The organism is Arthrobacter sp. AK01, assembly GCF_021109375.1.
In the GTDB taxonomy this organism is placed as follows: domain Bacteria; phylum Actinomycetota; class Actinomycetes; order Actinomycetales; family Micrococcaceae; genus Arthrobacter.
This window is the reverse complement of the sequence record NZ_JAJOHP010000014.1, coordinates 70609-85718: the sequence shown is the minus strand read 5'-3', so window position 1 is coordinate 85718 and position 15110 is coordinate 70609. Positions and strand designations below refer to the sequence as shown.

The 15110-nt window shown below is 63.4% G+C and carries 14 protein-coding genes and 1 rRNA gene; 9 read left to right on the top strand and 6 right to left on the bottom strand.

Annotation, left to right across the window (positions count from 1 at the left end; translation table 11 throughout):
* A 5S ribosomal RNA gene (rrf, locus tag LN996_RS07065) occupies positions 1–86 on the top strand; the annotation flags it as partial.
* A gap of 46 nt (positions 87–132) precedes the next feature.
* On the opposite strand, the gene LN996_RS07060 is transcribed toward rrf, so the two are convergent.
* The gene (locus LN996_RS07060; RefSeq protein ID WP_231339713.1) at positions 133–996 is read right to left on the bottom strand and encodes a LysR substrate-binding domain-containing protein; all 864 of its coding nucleotides are present in this window, start codon (positions 994–996) and stop codon (positions 133–135) included.
* A gap of 71 nt (positions 997–1067) precedes the next feature.
* Between LN996_RS07060 and LN996_RS07055 the strand changes: the two genes are divergently transcribed.
* Both LN996_RS07055 and LN996_RS07050 read left to right on the top strand, forming a co-directional pair.
* Positions 1068–1952 (top strand): alkaline phosphatase family protein, encoded by an 885-nt coding sequence (locus tag LN996_RS07055; protein WP_231339712.1) that lies wholly within the window; start codon positions 1068–1070, stop codon positions 1950–1952.
* A complete protein-coding gene (locus LN996_RS07050; RefSeq protein ID WP_231339711.1) occupies positions 1949–2800 on the top strand; it encodes an EamA family transporter in 852 nt (283 codons plus the stop codon). Before LN996_RS07055 ends, LN996_RS07050 begins: the two co-directional genes overlap by 4 nt.
* Here the strand turns inward: LN996_RS07050 and LN996_RS07045 are convergent.
* The 3 genes from LN996_RS07045 to LN996_RS07035 form a co-directional block, all read right to left on the bottom strand.
* A complete protein-coding gene (locus LN996_RS07045; RefSeq protein ID WP_231339710.1) occupies positions 2797–3630 on the bottom strand; it encodes an alpha/beta fold hydrolase in 834 nt (277 codons plus the stop codon). The genes LN996_RS07050 and LN996_RS07045 overlap by 4 nt on opposite strands.
* 63 nt (positions 3631–3693) lie before the next feature.
* Positions 3694–4548, bottom strand: coding sequence for an alpha/beta fold hydrolase (locus LN996_RS07040; protein WP_231339709.1), 855 nt, complete (start codon positions 4546–4548; stop codon positions 3694–3696).
* A 9-nt stretch (positions 4549–4557) separates the two neighbouring features.
* Entirely contained in the window at positions 4558–5454 is an 897-nt protein-coding gene (locus LN996_RS07035) for an alpha/beta fold hydrolase (RefSeq protein ID WP_231339708.1), read from the bottom strand.
* A 76-nt stretch (positions 5455–5530) separates the two neighbouring features.
* Between LN996_RS07035 and lysS the strand changes: the two genes are divergently transcribed.
* The 4 genes from lysS to LN996_RS07015 all read left to right on the top strand — a co-directional run bounded on the left by lysS (position 5531) and on the right by LN996_RS07015 (position 10547).
* A complete protein-coding gene (gene lysS, locus LN996_RS07030; RefSeq protein ID WP_231339707.1) occupies positions 5531–7060 on the top strand; it encodes a lysine--tRNA ligase in 1530 nt (509 codons plus the stop codon).
* Between the two features lie 2 nt (positions 7061–7062).
* On the top strand, positions 7063–7236 hold the full coding sequence (locus tag LN996_RS07025; protein ID WP_200846829.1) for a hypothetical protein: 174 nt from the start codon (positions 7063–7065) through the stop codon (positions 7234–7236).
* 129 nt (positions 7237–7365) lie between these two features.
* Positions 7366–7692 carry an Lsr2 family protein gene (locus LN996_RS07020; protein ID WP_211711044.1) on the top strand — a complete coding sequence of 109 codons (327 nt, stop codon included), beginning with the start codon at positions 7366–7368 and terminating at the stop codon, positions 7690–7692.
* 362 nt (positions 7693–8054) lie between these two features.
* On the top strand, positions 8055–10547 hold the full coding sequence (locus LN996_RS07015) for an ATP-dependent Clp protease ATP-binding subunit (RefSeq protein ID WP_231339706.1): 2493 nt from the start codon (positions 8055–8057) through the stop codon (positions 10545–10547).
* Between the two features lie 88 nt (positions 10548–10635).
* Here LN996_RS07015 and LN996_RS07010 read toward each other — a convergent pair whose 3' ends face one another.
* On the bottom strand, positions 10636–11322 hold the full coding sequence (locus LN996_RS07010) for a TetR/AcrR family transcriptional regulator (protein WP_231339705.1): 687 nt from the start codon (positions 11320–11322) through the stop codon (positions 10636–10638).
* A gap of 109 nt (positions 11323–11431) precedes the next feature.
* Between LN996_RS07010 and LN996_RS07005 the strand changes: the two genes are divergently transcribed.
* Both LN996_RS07005 and LN996_RS07000 read left to right on the top strand, forming a co-directional pair.
* Positions 11432–12649 (top strand): glycosyltransferase, encoded by a 1218-nt coding sequence (locus LN996_RS07005; protein WP_231339704.1) that lies wholly within the window; start codon positions 11432–11434, stop codon positions 12647–12649.
* A 132-nt stretch (positions 12650–12781) separates the two neighbouring features.
* Positions 12782–14884 (top strand): alpha/beta fold hydrolase, encoded by a 2103-nt coding sequence (locus LN996_RS07000; RefSeq protein WP_231339703.1) that lies wholly within the window; start codon positions 12782–12784, stop codon positions 14882–14884.
* Positions 14885–14894: 10 nt separating this feature from the next.
* Here the strand turns inward: LN996_RS07000 and LN996_RS06995 are convergent, their stop codons facing one another.
* Positions 14895–15047, bottom strand: coding sequence for a hypothetical protein (locus tag LN996_RS06995; protein WP_231339702.1), 153 nt, complete (start codon positions 15045–15047; stop codon positions 14895–14897).
* Positions 15048–15110: the final 63 nt, after the last annotated feature.

The following is a 15110-nucleotide window of genomic DNA, read 5'->3' as shown; positions in this document are numbered from 1 at the left end:
GTCCCATTCCGAACCCGGAAGCTAAGACCCACAGCGCCGATGGTACTGCACCCGGGAGGGTGTGGGAGAGTAGGACACCGCCGGACAACCATTAAGAAGAGCCCCCCCCCCGAGGGGGGGGGCTCTTCACATTTAACCACCCACACACCCCAACACAGCGTCCACTACATGGCTTCGTTGGTTATCTGCCCGATAGACCAGATACTCCGTGATGGGCGGTATCCGGTCGCCGAAGTCGAGCAGGACCAGGCGGGGATCATCGTTGAATTCGTCCTCGGCGATCACGCCAACGCCGAGGCCGGCGATCACCGCAGCATGGACTGCTTCCCTGCTGTCCGTTTCAAGGAGCTCGGTGGGCTTGAGGTGAGCTGCTTGGAGCGCGGTCTCGATGGATCTCCGGGTGATCGAGCCGGGCTCGCGGATGATCAACGGGTGATGTACCAAATCACGGAGCTTGATCACTTTGGCGCCAGCCAGGGCATGGTCGTGCCGTACGAACGCTACAAGGTCCTGGGTGCCCAGGGTGCGGCCGATCAGGTCCGGGTGGGGTGTTTCGTCCGCGATGATGCCGACGTCCACCGTGCCGGCCAATACTCGTTTGCGTATCTCTGCGGAGTTACCGCTGACGAGTTGGATGCTGACGCCGGGATTCCGGCGTCGGAACGCGCTGAGGACACCCACTGCGTTGATAGGTGCATCGGTGCCGAACCGCAGTTCTCCTTGCATCACCTGACGAGCTTTGGCCAGTACCGCTTCGGCTTCCATTTCCGCTGCAAACAGCTTGGACGTGACTGCGAACAGTTTTTGCCCCAACACTGTCAGTTCCACGGAACGTCCGGCCCGCTGCAACAGACGTACCTCGTGCTGCCCCTCCAAGAGGCGGACCTGCTCTGAAAGGGTCGGTTGGCTGACGCCTGCCGATGCGGCCGCTGCCACATAACTTCCATGTGTAGCGACGTAGTGGAACGCCCGGAGATGTGTCAGATTCATAGGCATGACCTAAGTCTGCTATAGATCTCAACGGTCGTTTCAATACGTAGCTGGCTAATCCACGTACCGTCGTGGGTGTGAAGAATGAACCCCACATCTTGGTAGTAGGCATCGACGGCGTCCGCTACGACTCGCTCAGGTCCGCGGCCACTCCCGCGTTGGACCGGATTGCCGATCAAGGATTTCTGGTCCCTGTGCGCGTCCACCACAAGAATGCCACCATCTCCGGTCCGGTGTGGGCCACAGTTGCAACGGGTGTCTACGCGGATCGGCACAAGGTGACAGGCAATAGCCACCACCCGGCCGAGCTCGACTCCCTCCCGGACTTCACGGCGGCACTTCGCGCCGCCCGTCCGGAATTGCAAACGATGATCGCCGTCAGTTGGCATCCGCTGGCGATTCGAAGCGAATGTGGACCTATCTTCACCTCCCGGGGCTGGGTGCCGACGCCCGACCCTGAAGAAGCGAACGACGCCGACAGTTGGACAAGTGCCGATGACGCCGTTGCAGAGTACGCGTCGGCGCGCATAAGGCACGAGGACCTCGCGGCATCCTTCGTATATTTTGGCGAGGCCGACGTCGAGGCCCACAACCACGGAACGGGCGATGGATACCTTGCAGCCATTCAACGCTGCGATGCTCGCCTTAACACCCTGCTCGACGCGATTGCGGCGAGGCCCAACCGGGCAGGCGAAGACTGGACGGTCATTGTCGTTACCGACCACGGCCACCTCGACGCCGGCGGCCATGGCGGAGAAACCGAAGCAGAGCGCACTGCCTGGATCGGGGCTGACGGCGCAGCCCTGCCCCGGCATGTCACAACCGTGGATCACGCGGACATCTTTCCCCAGGTCCTTGCCACTTTCGGCGTGGCCGAAGATGACACTGAAGGCGTCATCTTCGGTGCCCGACAGGAGACTCCGCCCGGGGCGAGGGTCCCGGTTACGGCAGCTCACCGTTGACCCTCACAGTGACGGCGGCCGTCCTCCTGGCAGCGGTCCTGCACAGTGTCTGGAATGCGCTGGCCAAGGCCATCCCGGACCGCCTTGCATCGTCCACCATGATTGCCCTGGCCTACTTGGTGTCAGGCATCGCGGGGGCAGCGATCTTCGGAGTTCCCCTGCAACAGTCGTGGCCCTTCGTCCTCGCTTCGGCGGCCCTGCAGACCTGTTACCTCATCCTCTTGACCACGTCCTACAGGCACGGCGACTTCTCCAAGGTCTATCCATTGGCCCGTGGCCTCGCCGTCCTTCTGGTGACGGCAGTCGCCACCACTTTCCTGGCGGAGCACCTGAGCCTGTGGCAGCTGGCCGGAGTGGCAGTCGTCGCGGGTTCGCTGCTGGGCTTGGCTGCCACCGGCCACGGCAAGGAGGCCACCACACACCGCAAGGGCACCCTTTTCGCTGTGCTCACGGGTGCGGCCATAGCGGCCTATACATTGGTGGATGGCGTCGGAGTCCGCCAGTCCGGTGACCCGATGGCCTATATCTCGTGGCTGTTCCTGTTGCAGGGTTTGCTGATCCCCGTGGTCTGTTGGCGCATGGCGTCGGACCGCCGTTCATTCCCGCGACGAGTGGCGCGGTACTGGAAGCCGGGATTCATTGGCGGGCTGGTGTCCATGCTGGCCTACGGGATCGTGGTGTGGGCTCAGAGCCTGGCACCCCTGGCCTTGGTGTCGGCTTTACGCGAGACCAGCGTGCTGTTGGCAGGGGTTATTGGAGCGGTGTTCTTCAACGAAAGATTCAGCCGGCTCAGGCTGGGCCTGACGGTCGTTGCTGTGGCCGGTATCGCGGCCATTCAACTCGGCTAGCCCGAGAAGAACTCCGACAACTCCGAGACCAGCTTGTCCGGCGCCTTGATCGGGCCATCGTGCCCGAAGCCGGGGAGAATGCTGTAGCTGGAACCGGACAGGACGTCGTGGATCTGGCCGCACGCGACTCCGAAATAAGAGGGGCTCTTTTCGCCTACCACGATCAGCGTTTCCAGCGGCAGGTCCAGGAAGGGCTCGGCGGGCATGTCGGCTGCGATGACCGCCTTTATTTCACGTACACCGCAGGTCATCAGCTCCCGCATCTGCTTGCCCAAGGGCGTACCGGCCGCCAGTTTGTTCGCCAGGGTCAACATGGACAACGGCATGCGCGCGAAGGCGCCGCCGGTTTCCACTCCCTTGATCAGGACGGCGAGGGCGCGATCGTAGTCTCCCGCCGCCGTCGCGCGTTCGTAATCGGGTGTCCAGTCGGCCTTGACGCTGTGGTTGACGGAAACGGCGGGGTCGTAGACGGCCAATCGCTCCACCGGGAGGGTCCGCGCCGCGTGCAGTGCCACAGCGCCGCCGAAGCTATGCCCAAAGACGTCCGTGCTGGACGTGTGCTTCATGACGGCGTCGAGGTCGCGGATGTCCGCTTCCAGCGTGTAATCCTCCGCCTGGGGGGAAGAATCGCCGCGCCCGCGTCGGTTGAAGGTATGGACTGGACGGCCAAGGGCTTCGCTCAGTTTCTGGGCGAAACGCGTGTAATCGGAGGCCGTCACCATGGAGGCAGGAACGACGACGACGCCGGAACCTGCCGCTGCCAGCCCACCACCGGTGGTGAGTACTTCGAGGTGTCCGCCGTCGGCTGTGATGATGATGTCGCGCGTCATGACTCGAGCCTAACCGAGCGACCTGAATGCGGGCAGCATGCCCGTCCCTGATGTGGACAGCAGTCAGCCCTTGAAGTAGTCCGAGATATCAGAGACGAGCTCATTGACGGCCGCGGGAATGGAGCCATGGAACCCTTTCGGAGAGACCTCCAAAGTGCTGCCATGGACGGCCCTGTTCAGCCGCGCGGCGGTGACTTTGTAGAACTGCGGGCTCTTCTTACCCACCATGAAATGCGTGCTGGAGGGGAGGCCGGAGAAGTCCCGGGGTGTTTCGGCTTCTTCAAAAGCAGCCTTGAGCTCGCCGACTCCGGAGGGCATGAGTTCCCGGAAGAGCTTGTTGACTTTGGTCCGCGAAACCACTGCCATGAGGCCCACCAGGATGGGCTCCGGGACCCGGGCAAGGGCAGTTCCGGGATGCATGCCCCGTTTCATCCGGGCCATTGCGCGGTTGATGTCGCCCTTGTTGACGGAATCCGCGAATCCGGCCAGCCAGTCCGTATCCATGCTTCCGTCGATATTCACGGCGGCGTCGTAAACAGCGAGCTTGTCCGGCTGGTGGTGCGTTCCGGCGAAGGCCTGGGCCGCGTTCAAGGCAACTGATCCCCCCAGGCTGTGGCCGAAGATATTCCGGGCCCCGGTGGCGTCCATGATGGTCCGGACGTCCGCGATCTCCGTAGCCATGGAGTAGTTGTGCGGCTGATCGGTGGACTTGCCCCGGCCCCGGCGGTCGTAGACGTCAACGGCCCAGCCATCACCCAGGCCTTTTGCCAACGCTATGGAGAACGGCCGATAAATGAGCGCCGTGAGGAACGCGCCGCCGATGAGCACCACCCGACGCTCCCCGGGTGCGTCTTCAGTGCCGTAGCTGTACAAGGCGAGCCTGCCGCCGTCGTGCGTCTTGATATCGCGTTCCCTCACCGGAACATCCTAGGCGGCCCCGGCTGGTTCCCCGTGGAGTTGGTTCCCGGAAAGGAATCTCGCGATGCGGGCCGCGAGCCGCCTGCCGGGCCGCAACGGACCTTCGTGGAACTGCAACGGCACAACGGCGAAGTCAATCGCGGGCACGGCTCCGGCCAGGGTGCGCCCGGTCTCTGCGAAGTACGAAGGACTCCAACCACCGCTGAGCATCAGCGTGGGGGTAGAGAGTTTCAAAAAGTCGTGAAGGTTCGCATCGGCGTCGAGGACCGCCCGCATCTCGGTGACGGCGGTGGGAAGCAGCGAACGCATCTCCAAGCCCAGCCGGGTCCTGGCCGAGAGGACGCTGAGCGTGCGCAGCGCGCCCATGGGCAGGTAGGAAATCGGCCCCGCGGTTCCCAAGCCCTGGACCAGGTGCGCCCACGCATGATCCAGTTGTCCGGCCGTTACAGCTTCTTCGAGCTCGGGCCGCCAGCGGCTGCTGAGGTTGCCGGACAGTGACACCGCGGCGTCGTAGGTCACCAGCTTGCTGATCCTGGCCTGCCTCGCAGCTTGCAGCGCCACGAATCCGCCGTAGCTGTGCGCCACAACATCGGTTGAGCCACTCTTCTCCATCACCGCGTGGAGGTCCGCGATCTCGGTTTCAACCGAATAGCCGGGCGGCTGCGGCGCGGACTGTCCCCGGCCGCGCCGGTTGTAGCTGTGAACCGGCCGGTCCAGCAGGACGCCCAACGTCCGCGCGAACGGCCAGTACAAGGAATCGGTCACCAAGGTGCCGTGGACAAGCACGACGCCGGGCCGTTCGGCGGGTGCCTTCGAGCCGGGAATGGAAGCAGCCGACGCCGGCCGGAACGTATGCACCTCAAGCTGGCCGCCGCCGTCGTCCGTTTCCACCGTCCATGTCTCCACAGCCCCGAGTCTATGCGTTTGCTTGATCCGGAGGCCCGGAAGTAAAGGCCCGTAATCACCGGTAAACTTAAGGACTGTGACTTCCGCAAACACCCCAGCCCTGAACACCTCCGCAGAGCCCATCGACGCCAGCGAGCAAATGCGCATCCGTATGGAGAAGCGCGCCAAGCTGATCGAGCGCGGCACTGAGGCGTATCCGGTGGGTGTTGAACGGACCCATTCCCTCAGCGAAATCCGCGGGAAGTACGCGCACCTGGAAGCCGATGAGACCACCGGCGATATCGTGGGCGTCACCGGCCGCGTGGTGTTCGTACGCAACACCGGCAAGCTGTGCTTCGCCACCCTCCAGGAGGGCGGCGTGGACGGCAAGGGCGTACGCCTTCAGGCAATGCTGAGCCTCGCGAACGTCGGTGAGGAAGCACTCGCCGAGTGGAAGGCCCTGGTTGACCTGGGCGACCACGTGTTCATCAAGGGCGAGGTCATCTCTTCCCGCCGCGGTGAGCTGTCCGTCATGGCCGATTCGTGGTCCATGGCCTCCAAAGCCCTCCGTCCCCTCCCGGTCCTGCACGCGGAACTGAACGAGGAAACCCGCGTTCGCCAACGCTACGTGGACCTTATGGTCCGCGACGAAGCCCGCGAAATGGTCTACAAGCGCGCTGCCATCACCCGCTCTGTGCGCGACACTCTGGACCGCCACGGCTACGTGGAGGTCGAAACCCCCATCCTGCAGCTGGTCCATGGCGGTGCCACGGCCCGCCCGTTCGAAACGCATATGAATGCCTTCGACCAGAAGATGACGCTGCGCATCGCTACCGAACTCTTCCTCAAGCGCGCCGTCGTTGGTGGCATTGACCGCGTGTATGACATGGGCAGGGTCTTCCGCAACGAAGGCGTGGACTCCACGCACAGCCCCGAATTCACCACCCTTGAATGCTACGAAGCCTGGGCGGACCAGTTCGTCATGGCTGAGCGCATGAAGGAAATCATCTTGAATGTGGCCGACGTGGTTGGCACGCGCACTATTCAGACTGACGCCGGCGAGATCAACCTCGACGGCGAATGGGCCTGGGTTTCGGTGTACCCGGGTATTTCCGAAGCAGTAGGCGTGGAAATTACTCCCGACACCACGGTGGAGGAACTGCTGGCCATTGCCGCCAAGCATGAGGTCAAAGTGGACCCCAAGTGGGATGCCGAGAAGATCGTGGTTGAGCTGTTCGGCGAGATCGTGGAACCCACCCTCCTGAACCCCACGTTCGTCTATGACTACCCGCCCTCTGCCCAGCCGCTGGCCCGCCCGCACCGTGAAGACGGCCGGCTCATCGAAGCCTGGGACCTGATCATTGGTGGCATGGAGCGCGGCACCGCTTTCTCGGAACTCATTGACCCCGTGATCCAGCGTGAGCGCCTCACGGAGCAGTCCCGCCGCTCCGCCGCAGGGGATGAGGAAGCCATGCAGCTGGACGAGGACTTCCTCCGCGCCCTCGAATACGGTGCGCCGCCCATGGGTGGCATCGGGCTCGGCATAGACCGCTTGGTCATGTTGTTCACGGGTGCCGGCATCCGCGAAACCATCCTCTTCCCCTTGCTGAAGCCTGAAGGACACTGACCATGGAGTACATCGCAGTCCTTGCGCCGTCAATCGTTGTGGGATTGATCTTCTGGTTTGCCATGAAGTCGATCTTCAATGCGGACAAATCGGAACGCCAGGCGGAAGCCCGTGCCCAGGCCGAAGCGAATTCGAAAAATTCCGGTCCGGCATCCGAAGGACCAGCCACTAAATAGGCTCCTAAATGGGCCCCACTTACAGGGGAATCCATTTGTGCTTTGACGTGCATGCTTGCCGTGAACGATAATCAACAAAGGAATCCGGGGAATTTCTGATTATCCAACCCTCCAAAAGAGAGGCAACTCATGGCACAGAAAGTAAAAATCATCCTCGTCGATGACCTGGATGAAGGGGCTGCGGACGAGACTGTCCGCTTCGGCCTGGATGGCGTGAGCTACGAGATGGACTTGTCCACCGCCAACGCAGCTTCGCTTCGGAAGGCCCTGGAACCGTACGTTGCCAAGGCCCGGAAGACTTCTTCCGGCCGAGCCACACGGGGTCGGGCGACAGCTGCCCGAAGCCAGGATTCCGCACAGATACGGCAGTGGGCCCGCGACAACGGGTACACAGTCAACAGCCGCGGACGTATTCAGGCTGAAATTCAGGAAGCCTACCAAAAGGCCAATTCCTGATTCACCGCTTCAATGCCCCGGCAGTCGCTGCCGGGGCATTGGTTGTTTAACGGATGTGGTTTGTTGGGGTTCCGGCGTCGTCCGCGGGGTGGGATATTCCGGGAATCACGCGCTCCCTCGACCGCCCGAATACCAGCCCTATTGGGGTTATCGCAAAGCCATGCCGCGAAATAGTCCTGCACCGATACTCCTGGAACTGGCCAAGCGGCGGTTGGCAGCATGTCACCGTCGTCCGGCGGGGTCAAGGGGAAGCGTCCGATTTATTCCACCGCAGCGTCATGTTTCCCCTGTGGCGAACACGCTCCAAAAGTGTTGCTCCGGCACGTAGCATCAAAGTACGTCGTAGCTAGGAGTGTGGCGAAATGTTTGAGAGATTTACGGACCGTGCCCGTCGCGTGGTCGTCCTTGCCCAAGAAGAGGCACGGATGCTCAACCACAATTACATCGGTACCGAGCACATCCTCTTGGGTCTGATCCACGAGGGTGAAGGCGTTGCTGCCAAGGCGCTCGAGTCCCTGAGCATTTCGCTCGATGGCGTTCGCGAGCAGGTACAGGAGATCATCGGCCAGGGCCAGCAAGCCCCGTCCGGTCACATCCCCTTTACTCCGCGCGCCAAGAAGGTGCTTGAGCTTTCCCTTCGCGAAGCACTGCAGCTCGGCCACAACTACATCGGTACTGAGCACATCCTGCTCGGCCTCATTCGCGAAGGCGAAGGCGTGGCCGCCCAGGTGCTGGTCAAGCTTGGCGCAGACCTTAACCGGGTCCGCCAGCAGGTCATCCAGCTGCTCTCCGGTTACCAGGGCAAGGAGACCGCTGGCAGCGGCTCCGGCCAGGGCCAGCCGGAAGGTACTCCTGCCGGTTCGGTGGTGCTTGACCAGTTCGGACGCAACCTCACCCAGGCTGCCCGCGAGAACAAGCTCGATCCTGTAATCGGCCGCGAGCAGGAGATGGAACGCGTCATGCAGGTCCTCTCCCGCCGTACCAAGAACAACCCCGTACTGATCGGTGAGCCTGGCGTCGGTAAGACCGCCGTCGTCGAAGGCCTCGCCCAGGCGATTGTGCGCGGCGATGTCCCGGAGACCATCAAGGACAAGCAGCTGTACACGCTTGACCTTGGTTCCCTGGTGGCTGGTTCCCGCTACCGCGGCGATTTCGAAGAGCGCCTGAAGAAGGTCCTCAAGGAAATCCGCACGCGCGGCGACATCATCCTCTTCATCGACGAGATCCACACCCTCGTTGGTGCAGGTGCTGCCGAAGGTGCCATTGATGCTGCGTCCATCCTGAAGCCGATGCTCGCCCGTGGTGAACTCCAGACCATTGGTGCCACCACGCTGGATGAGTACCGCAAGCACATTGAGAAGGACGCTGCTCTTGAGCGCCGCTTCCAGCCGATCCAGGTCAAGGAACCCTCTGTCGCGCACGCGATCGAGATCCTCAAGGGCCTCCGGGACCGTTACGAGGCACACCACCGCGTCACGATTACCGACGGCGCCCTCGCCTCGGCTGCGCAGCTGGCCGAACGCTACATCTCGGACCGCTTCCTGCCGGACAAGGCGATCGACCTCATCGATGAAGCCGGTGCACGCCTGCGCATCCGTCGCATGACCGCTCCGCCGGAGCTCAAGGCCATGGATGAGCGTATTGCCGACGTGAAGATGGAGAAGGAATCCGCCATCGACGCCCAGGACTTTGAGGGTGCTGCCTCTCTGCGTGACAAGGAGCAGAAGCTCATTGCCGAACGCGCGGAGAAGGAACGCAACTGGAAGTCCGGCGGCATGGACGACATCTCCGAGGTTGACGAAGACCTGATTGCCGAAGTTCTTGCGAACTCCACCGGCATCCCGGTCTTCAAGCTCACCGAGGAAGAGTCCTCGCGCTTGCTCAAGATGGAAGACGAACTGCACAAGCGCGTCGTAGGCCAGAACGAGGCCATCAAGGCCCTGTCGCAGGCCATCCGCCGCACCCGTGCAGGCCTGAAGGACCCCAAGCGCCCCGGTGGCTCGTTCATCTTCGCCGGCCCAACTGGCGTCGGCAAGACCGAGCTTGCCAAGGCCCTCGCCGAGTTCCTGTTCGGTGAAGAGGACGCCCTCATCACGCTGGACATGTCCGAGTACTCCGAGAAGCACACTGTTTCACGTCTCTTCGGTGCACCTCCGGGCTATGTTGGCTACGAAGAAGGCGGCCAGCTGACCGAGAAGGTCCGTCGTCGTCCGTTCTCCGTGGTCCTGTTCGACGAAGTGGAAAAGGCCCACGCGGACCTGTTCAACTCCCTGCTGCAGATTCTGGAAGACGGTCGCCTGACCGACTCCCAGGGCCGCGTGGTGGACTTCAAGAACACCGTGATCATCATGACCACCAACCTTGGTACCCGCGACATCTCCAAGAGCGTGGCCACGGGCTTCCAGTCCGGCACGGACACCCAGACCGGCTACAACCGCATGCGGGCACGGGTCACGGAGGAGCTCAAGCAGCACTTCCGCCCCGAGTTCCTCAACCGTGTTGACGACGTCGTGGTGTTCCCGCAGCTGACGCAGGACGAGATCATCGAGATCGTGGACCTGTTCGTGACCCGCCTTGAGCGCCGCCTCAAGGACAAGGACATGGGCATCGAGCTCACCCCCGCAGCCAAGGTCCTCCTGGCCACGCGTGGTTACGATCCCGCCATGGGTGCCCGGCCGCTGCGCCGCACCATCCAGCGCGAGATCGAGGACCAGCTGTCCGAGAAGATCCTGTTCGGCGAACTCCACTCCGGCGACATCGTTGTGGTGGACGTTGACGGCGAAGGTGACGAGGCCAAGTTCACGTTCGAAGGCAACGCCAAGCCGCGTATCCCGGAGATTGCTCCCACCGCGTAAGTTGCACGCTTTATCGCAAAAAGCCCCATCCGCTCCGCAAGGAGTTGGTGGGGCTTTTGTGTTGCGGTGGGTCCAGGCGGGCGGCACGCTAAGCCGGGATGCCTGCGCCTACCAGATAGTTGGAGAGGACAGCTGCGAATTGCTCGTCAGGGTGGCCGGGTTTGACCCGCTCAGTCATGGCTTCAGCCAAGTGCGGGTAGTCCCCGGTATTCAGTGCCTCCGCGAGGTACAGGACACGACCGGCTGCGGTGCTAACGCGGCCGGGGCCGGACGCGAGCTCGTTCTGCACAAAGGCTGAGGTGAGGGCGGACATCATGGCCACCGTCTGCAGTTTGGCTGGACCAGGGAGATCCACCGTCGCCAAAGCGGATACTGCAGCTTCCAGGTACCGCAATGAGTTGGGGCCCATCGACGGCCGCGTCAACAGCAAAGGTGCCAGCCACGGGTGGCGGTGCATGATGTCGCGTCCTTGGTGGGCAAGGTCCAGCAATTGGCCACGGGCGTGCCCGCTGTTTCCTGTAAGCCGGTACTCTCCGGCCACCGTGTCCATCATGAGCTCCACAAGTTCATCGTGTGATTTCACGTACCGGTAGAGGGACGCGGCGCCGGCGCCGATACCGGCGGCAACGCGTCGAATGGACACCGCTGTCAGGCCTTCTTCGTCCGCGATGCTGACGGCCGCCGTCGCTATTCCGTTCCGCGAATGCTCCGGCTTGGGTCCGACGGTTGAACGTTCCGGGCGCCGCCAGACGTCCGTGGGATCGTGATCAGGCAATCCAGCACCGCCTTTCATCCGGTTGGAGTGATTTGTTCCTGGTCCCATTCCACTATATTCTTAATTGCGAACGGTGATCGCAATTTACGAAGTTTGGGAAAGGGATGGCATGCGGGTACTCATGGTGGCTCCGGGGACACGAGGGGACGTGGCGCCCATGGCCGGGTTGGGAAGCCGCCTGCAGGACCTGGGCTACGAGGTCGCCATTGCCGCCAACCCCGCCTACATGCCTCTAGTTGTTGAGTCGGGCTGTGAGTTCAGGCTGCTGCCCGGGGACCTGACGGAGCTGATCAAGCAGCCGGCTCCCGGCGCGAAGGCCTCGCCCGGGAGCCTGCGTGGCTTTTGGCGGAAGCTCAGTGCTTACATGGACGACGCCGCCACGGGGACCCTGGCTGCTGCGGAGGCCGGCGCGGACGTGATCCTGGCCAATTCGGTGGCGCCCTATGCCTATGACATCGCCGAGGCCTTCGGCATCCCGGCCATGGGGGCCCACCTTCAGCCGACGGAACCGAGTGCGGCATATCCGCCGGTATTGATGAATTCGGCCCGAAGCCTGGGGGCGTGGGGAAACAAGATCATAGGTGAGCGCGCAGCTGCCGGTCCGGCTCCCTACGACGCCCCCAGCGCGCGCCTCCGCAAGTCGCTGGGGCTGGGCAAGGAAAGCCGGGCAGCCGGTGAGCGCCGTCGTCGCAAAGCGCAGGCGACTATTCTCCACGGCATCAGTCCCTCTGTTCTGCCCAGGCCCGCTGATTGGCATGCGGGATTGGTGATGGCCGGATATTGGTGGCCGCCGGAGCGTTCAGGCTGGGAGCCCTCCGCGGACCTGGTGGACTTTCTCGCAGACGGTCCAGCACCCGTCTTCGTTGGTTTCGGCAGCAGCGCGCACATTGACCCCGGTTTCATCCTCGAGGCCACGCGTCGCGCCGGAGTTCGGGCTGTTGTGCAGGGCGTGGATGGCATGTTGGGCGATGATGCCATGGGCGTTGGAACTCTCCCGCACGAGTGGCTGTTCCCCCGCATGGCTGCTGTTGTTCACCATGCCGGCGCTGGAACCACTGCCGCCGGCCTGCGTGCGGGCGTGCCGTCGGTAGGCGTTCCCGTGTATACGGACCAGCCGCTCTGGGCCTCGCGGATCGCGACCCTGGGCGCCGGTCCCCAGCCGCTTCCGTACAAGAAGCTGACCCCGGAGCGCCTTGGTGACGCTATCGCCGAAGCCGTGACAACGCCGTCGTACGCGCAGCGGGCAGCTGAGGTGGCGTCCTCCATTGCGCTGGAGGATGGAACCGTGCCGGTGGTCGAAGCCCTGCGGACACTCCCATCCAAGTAGCAGTACAGTGCCTCTTGAGCGCTCATAAGGCACTGTGCTGAGACTTAGTTGGGTGCGGGATATGTGAAAGTACTGTTTCACTGTGAGTGAACCACTCTGTGATCGGCAGCACAATGCGTGTTGAATCGGATGATGGACTCTGCTGACACTCACGCCCAGGGCGAACAGCCCGAAACTCCCTTTCACGATCTTGACCACTACCTCGCCATCCCGCGGGTTGGCGGACTCACCCTCAGTCCCGATGGCAAGCGACTGGTCACCACCGTTACGACGCTGAACGGCAAGGGAACCGAGTTTGCCACTGCGCTCTGGGAGCTGGACCCCAGCGGCCGGAACCACGCACGCCGTATCACCCGCAGTTCCAAGGGCGAGGCCGGCGCCGTCTTTGCTGCCAACGGCGACCTCTACTTCACCTCCGCGCGCCCTGACCCGGACAGCCCCGACGCCGACCCCGTGAACGCGCTGTGGCTGCTGCCCGCCGATGGGGGAGAAGCCCGAGTGGTGCACTCCCGGGCCGGCGGCATCGGTTCCGTCATGGCTGCGAAGGATGCCGACGCGACGTTTATCAACGCCGAGGTCCTGGCGGGATCCGCGGACGAAGAAAACGACGAGGAACGCCGCAAGGCCCGCAAGGACAACAAGGTCTCGGCCATCCTGCACAGCGGCTACCCGGTCCGGTACTGGGATGCCGACCTTGGCCCCGCTGAACCGCGGCTCTTCGCCGTGGAGCAGGGCGAAGAGAAGGACCCTGGGAAGCCTTCCACCGTTGACGCCGCGGCACCGCTCCGGCTGCGGAACCTGACGCCGGGCGTCGGGGGTTCCCTGCGCGAGGCCAAAACAGTGGTGAGCCCGGACGGCAAAACCATCTACACCAGCATGACCAAAGCGCTCGCGAAAGCCGACAGCCGCGAGGTGCTCGCCGCCGTCGACGTGGCCACCGGCAACGTCAAGGTGCTGCTGGACCACGAGGGCATGAGCTATTTCCCGGGGCCCGTCAGCCCGGATAACAGCACGCTGGTTGTTGAAAGCGAAAGCGATACGACGCCCACCCAGGCTCCTGAAGTGAAGCTCCATCTCCTCAATGTCGCCGGCGGCGAGACCGCGGACCTGGAGCCGTTGGCACACCAGTGGGACCGCTGGGCTACCGTGCTCGCCTGGCTCCCTGACGGCAGTGCGGTTCTGGCGAAAGCGGACGACGACGGCGCGTCGCCGGTTTTCCGGATAAACGTCGCGGATGGCGCGGTCACGCGGGTGACGCAAGACGCCTCCGCCTATTCCGACGTCGTGGTTTCTCCTGACGGAACCACCGCGTACGCGCTGCGAAGCTCGTACGAGTTCCCTGCCGAAGCCGTGCGAATCGACCTCTCCAGCGGTGAAGTCCTCCGCTTGCAGGCGCCAGCGGAGCGGCCCGCATACAAGGGCCGGTTGGAGCGGGTGGAGACCACTGCGGAGGACGGCTCGCGGGTGCCCGCATACCTCGCCCTCCCGGAAGGTGCGTCCGCGGAGGCCCCTGCTCCGCTCCTGCTGTGGATCCACGGTGGACCGCTGGGCTCGTGGAATGCCTGGACGTGGCGTTGGAACCCCTGGCTGCTGGTGGCTAAGGGGTACGCCGTGCTCCTGCCCGATCCCGCGCTTTCCACCGGCTACGGCCAGGAGTTTATCCAGCGCGGATGGGGTGAGTGGGGCAAGAAGCCGTACACGGACCTCATGGCCATCACTGATGCAGTGGTGGACCGGGCGGACATTGACCAGACCCGGACTGCGGCCATGGGTGGGTCCTTCGGCGGCTACATGGCCAACTGGGTTGCCGGGCAAACCGACCGCTTCAAGGCCATCGTCACCCATGCCAGCCTGTGGGCGTTGGACCAGTTCGGCCCCACCACGGACGCGGCCCAGTACTGGCTCAAGGAAATGACTGCCGAGATGGCGATGGCGAACTCGCCGCACCTGAACGTGGGCAACATCAAGACGCCAATGCTGGTGATCCACGGCGACAAGGATTACCGGGTGCCGATCGGCGAAGGCCTGCGTCTTTGGTATGAACTACTCTCCTCATCGCAGCTGCCAGCTGACGAGAATGGCCAGAGTCCGCACCGTTTCCTCTACTTCCCGGACGAGAACCACTGGATCCTGCAACCGCAGCATGCCAAGGTTTGGTACGGCGTGGTGGAGCACTTCCTGGCGAAGCAGGTGCTCGGCGAGGACCTGCCGGTTCCTGAGGAGCTGGGGCTGTAGAAGGCCTTCGTCAGCCCGCCGGCATCCGGTGGATTGCGGCGGCGTAGGCGTCGAGGACTTCGAAGATGCCGCGGTGCTGCCACACGCGGTTACGGCCGCGGCCTGACGATTCGGTCAGTACGCCGCGGTCCGTGAGGGCATCGAGTGCACGCAGTGCCGCCATCTCACCGAGCCCGGCCTTACCAACATTTACTGGGATAAGTGTTGGTAAGGATGACGATGTGCA

What these genes read in the sequence shown, in the direction of transcription:
- LN996_RS06995 (WP_231339702.1), bottom strand. Translation starts at nt 15,047, where the DNA reads ATGGCGGCACTGCGTGCACTCGATGCCCTCACGGACCGCGGCGTACTG.
- LN996_RS07005 (WP_231339704.1), top strand. Translation starts at nt 11,432, where the DNA reads ATGCGGGTACTCATGGTGGCTCCGGGGACACGAGGGGACGTGGCGCCC.
- LN996_RS07015 (WP_231339706.1), top strand. Translation starts at nt 8,055, where the DNA reads ATGTTTGAGAGATTTACGGACCGTGCCCGTCGCGTGGTCGTCCTTGCC.
- LN996_RS07000 (WP_231339703.1), top strand. Translation starts at nt 12,782, where the DNA reads ATGGACTCTGCTGACACTCACGCCCAGGGCGAACAGCCCGAAACTCCC.
- LN996_RS07060 (WP_231339713.1), bottom strand. Translation starts at nt 996, where the DNA reads ATGCCTATGAATCTGACACATCTCCGGGCGTTCCACTACGTCGCTACA.
- LN996_RS07045 (WP_231339710.1), bottom strand. Translation starts at nt 3,630, where the DNA reads ATGACGCGCGACATCATCATCACAGCCGACGGCGGACACCTCGAAGTA.
- LN996_RS07025 (WP_200846829.1), top strand. Translation starts at nt 7,063, where the DNA reads ATGGAGTACATCGCAGTCCTTGCGCCGTCAATCGTTGTGGGATTGATC.
- LN996_RS07020 (WP_211711044.1), top strand. Translation starts at nt 7,366, where the DNA reads ATGGCACAGAAAGTAAAAATCATCCTCGTCGATGACCTGGATGAAGGG.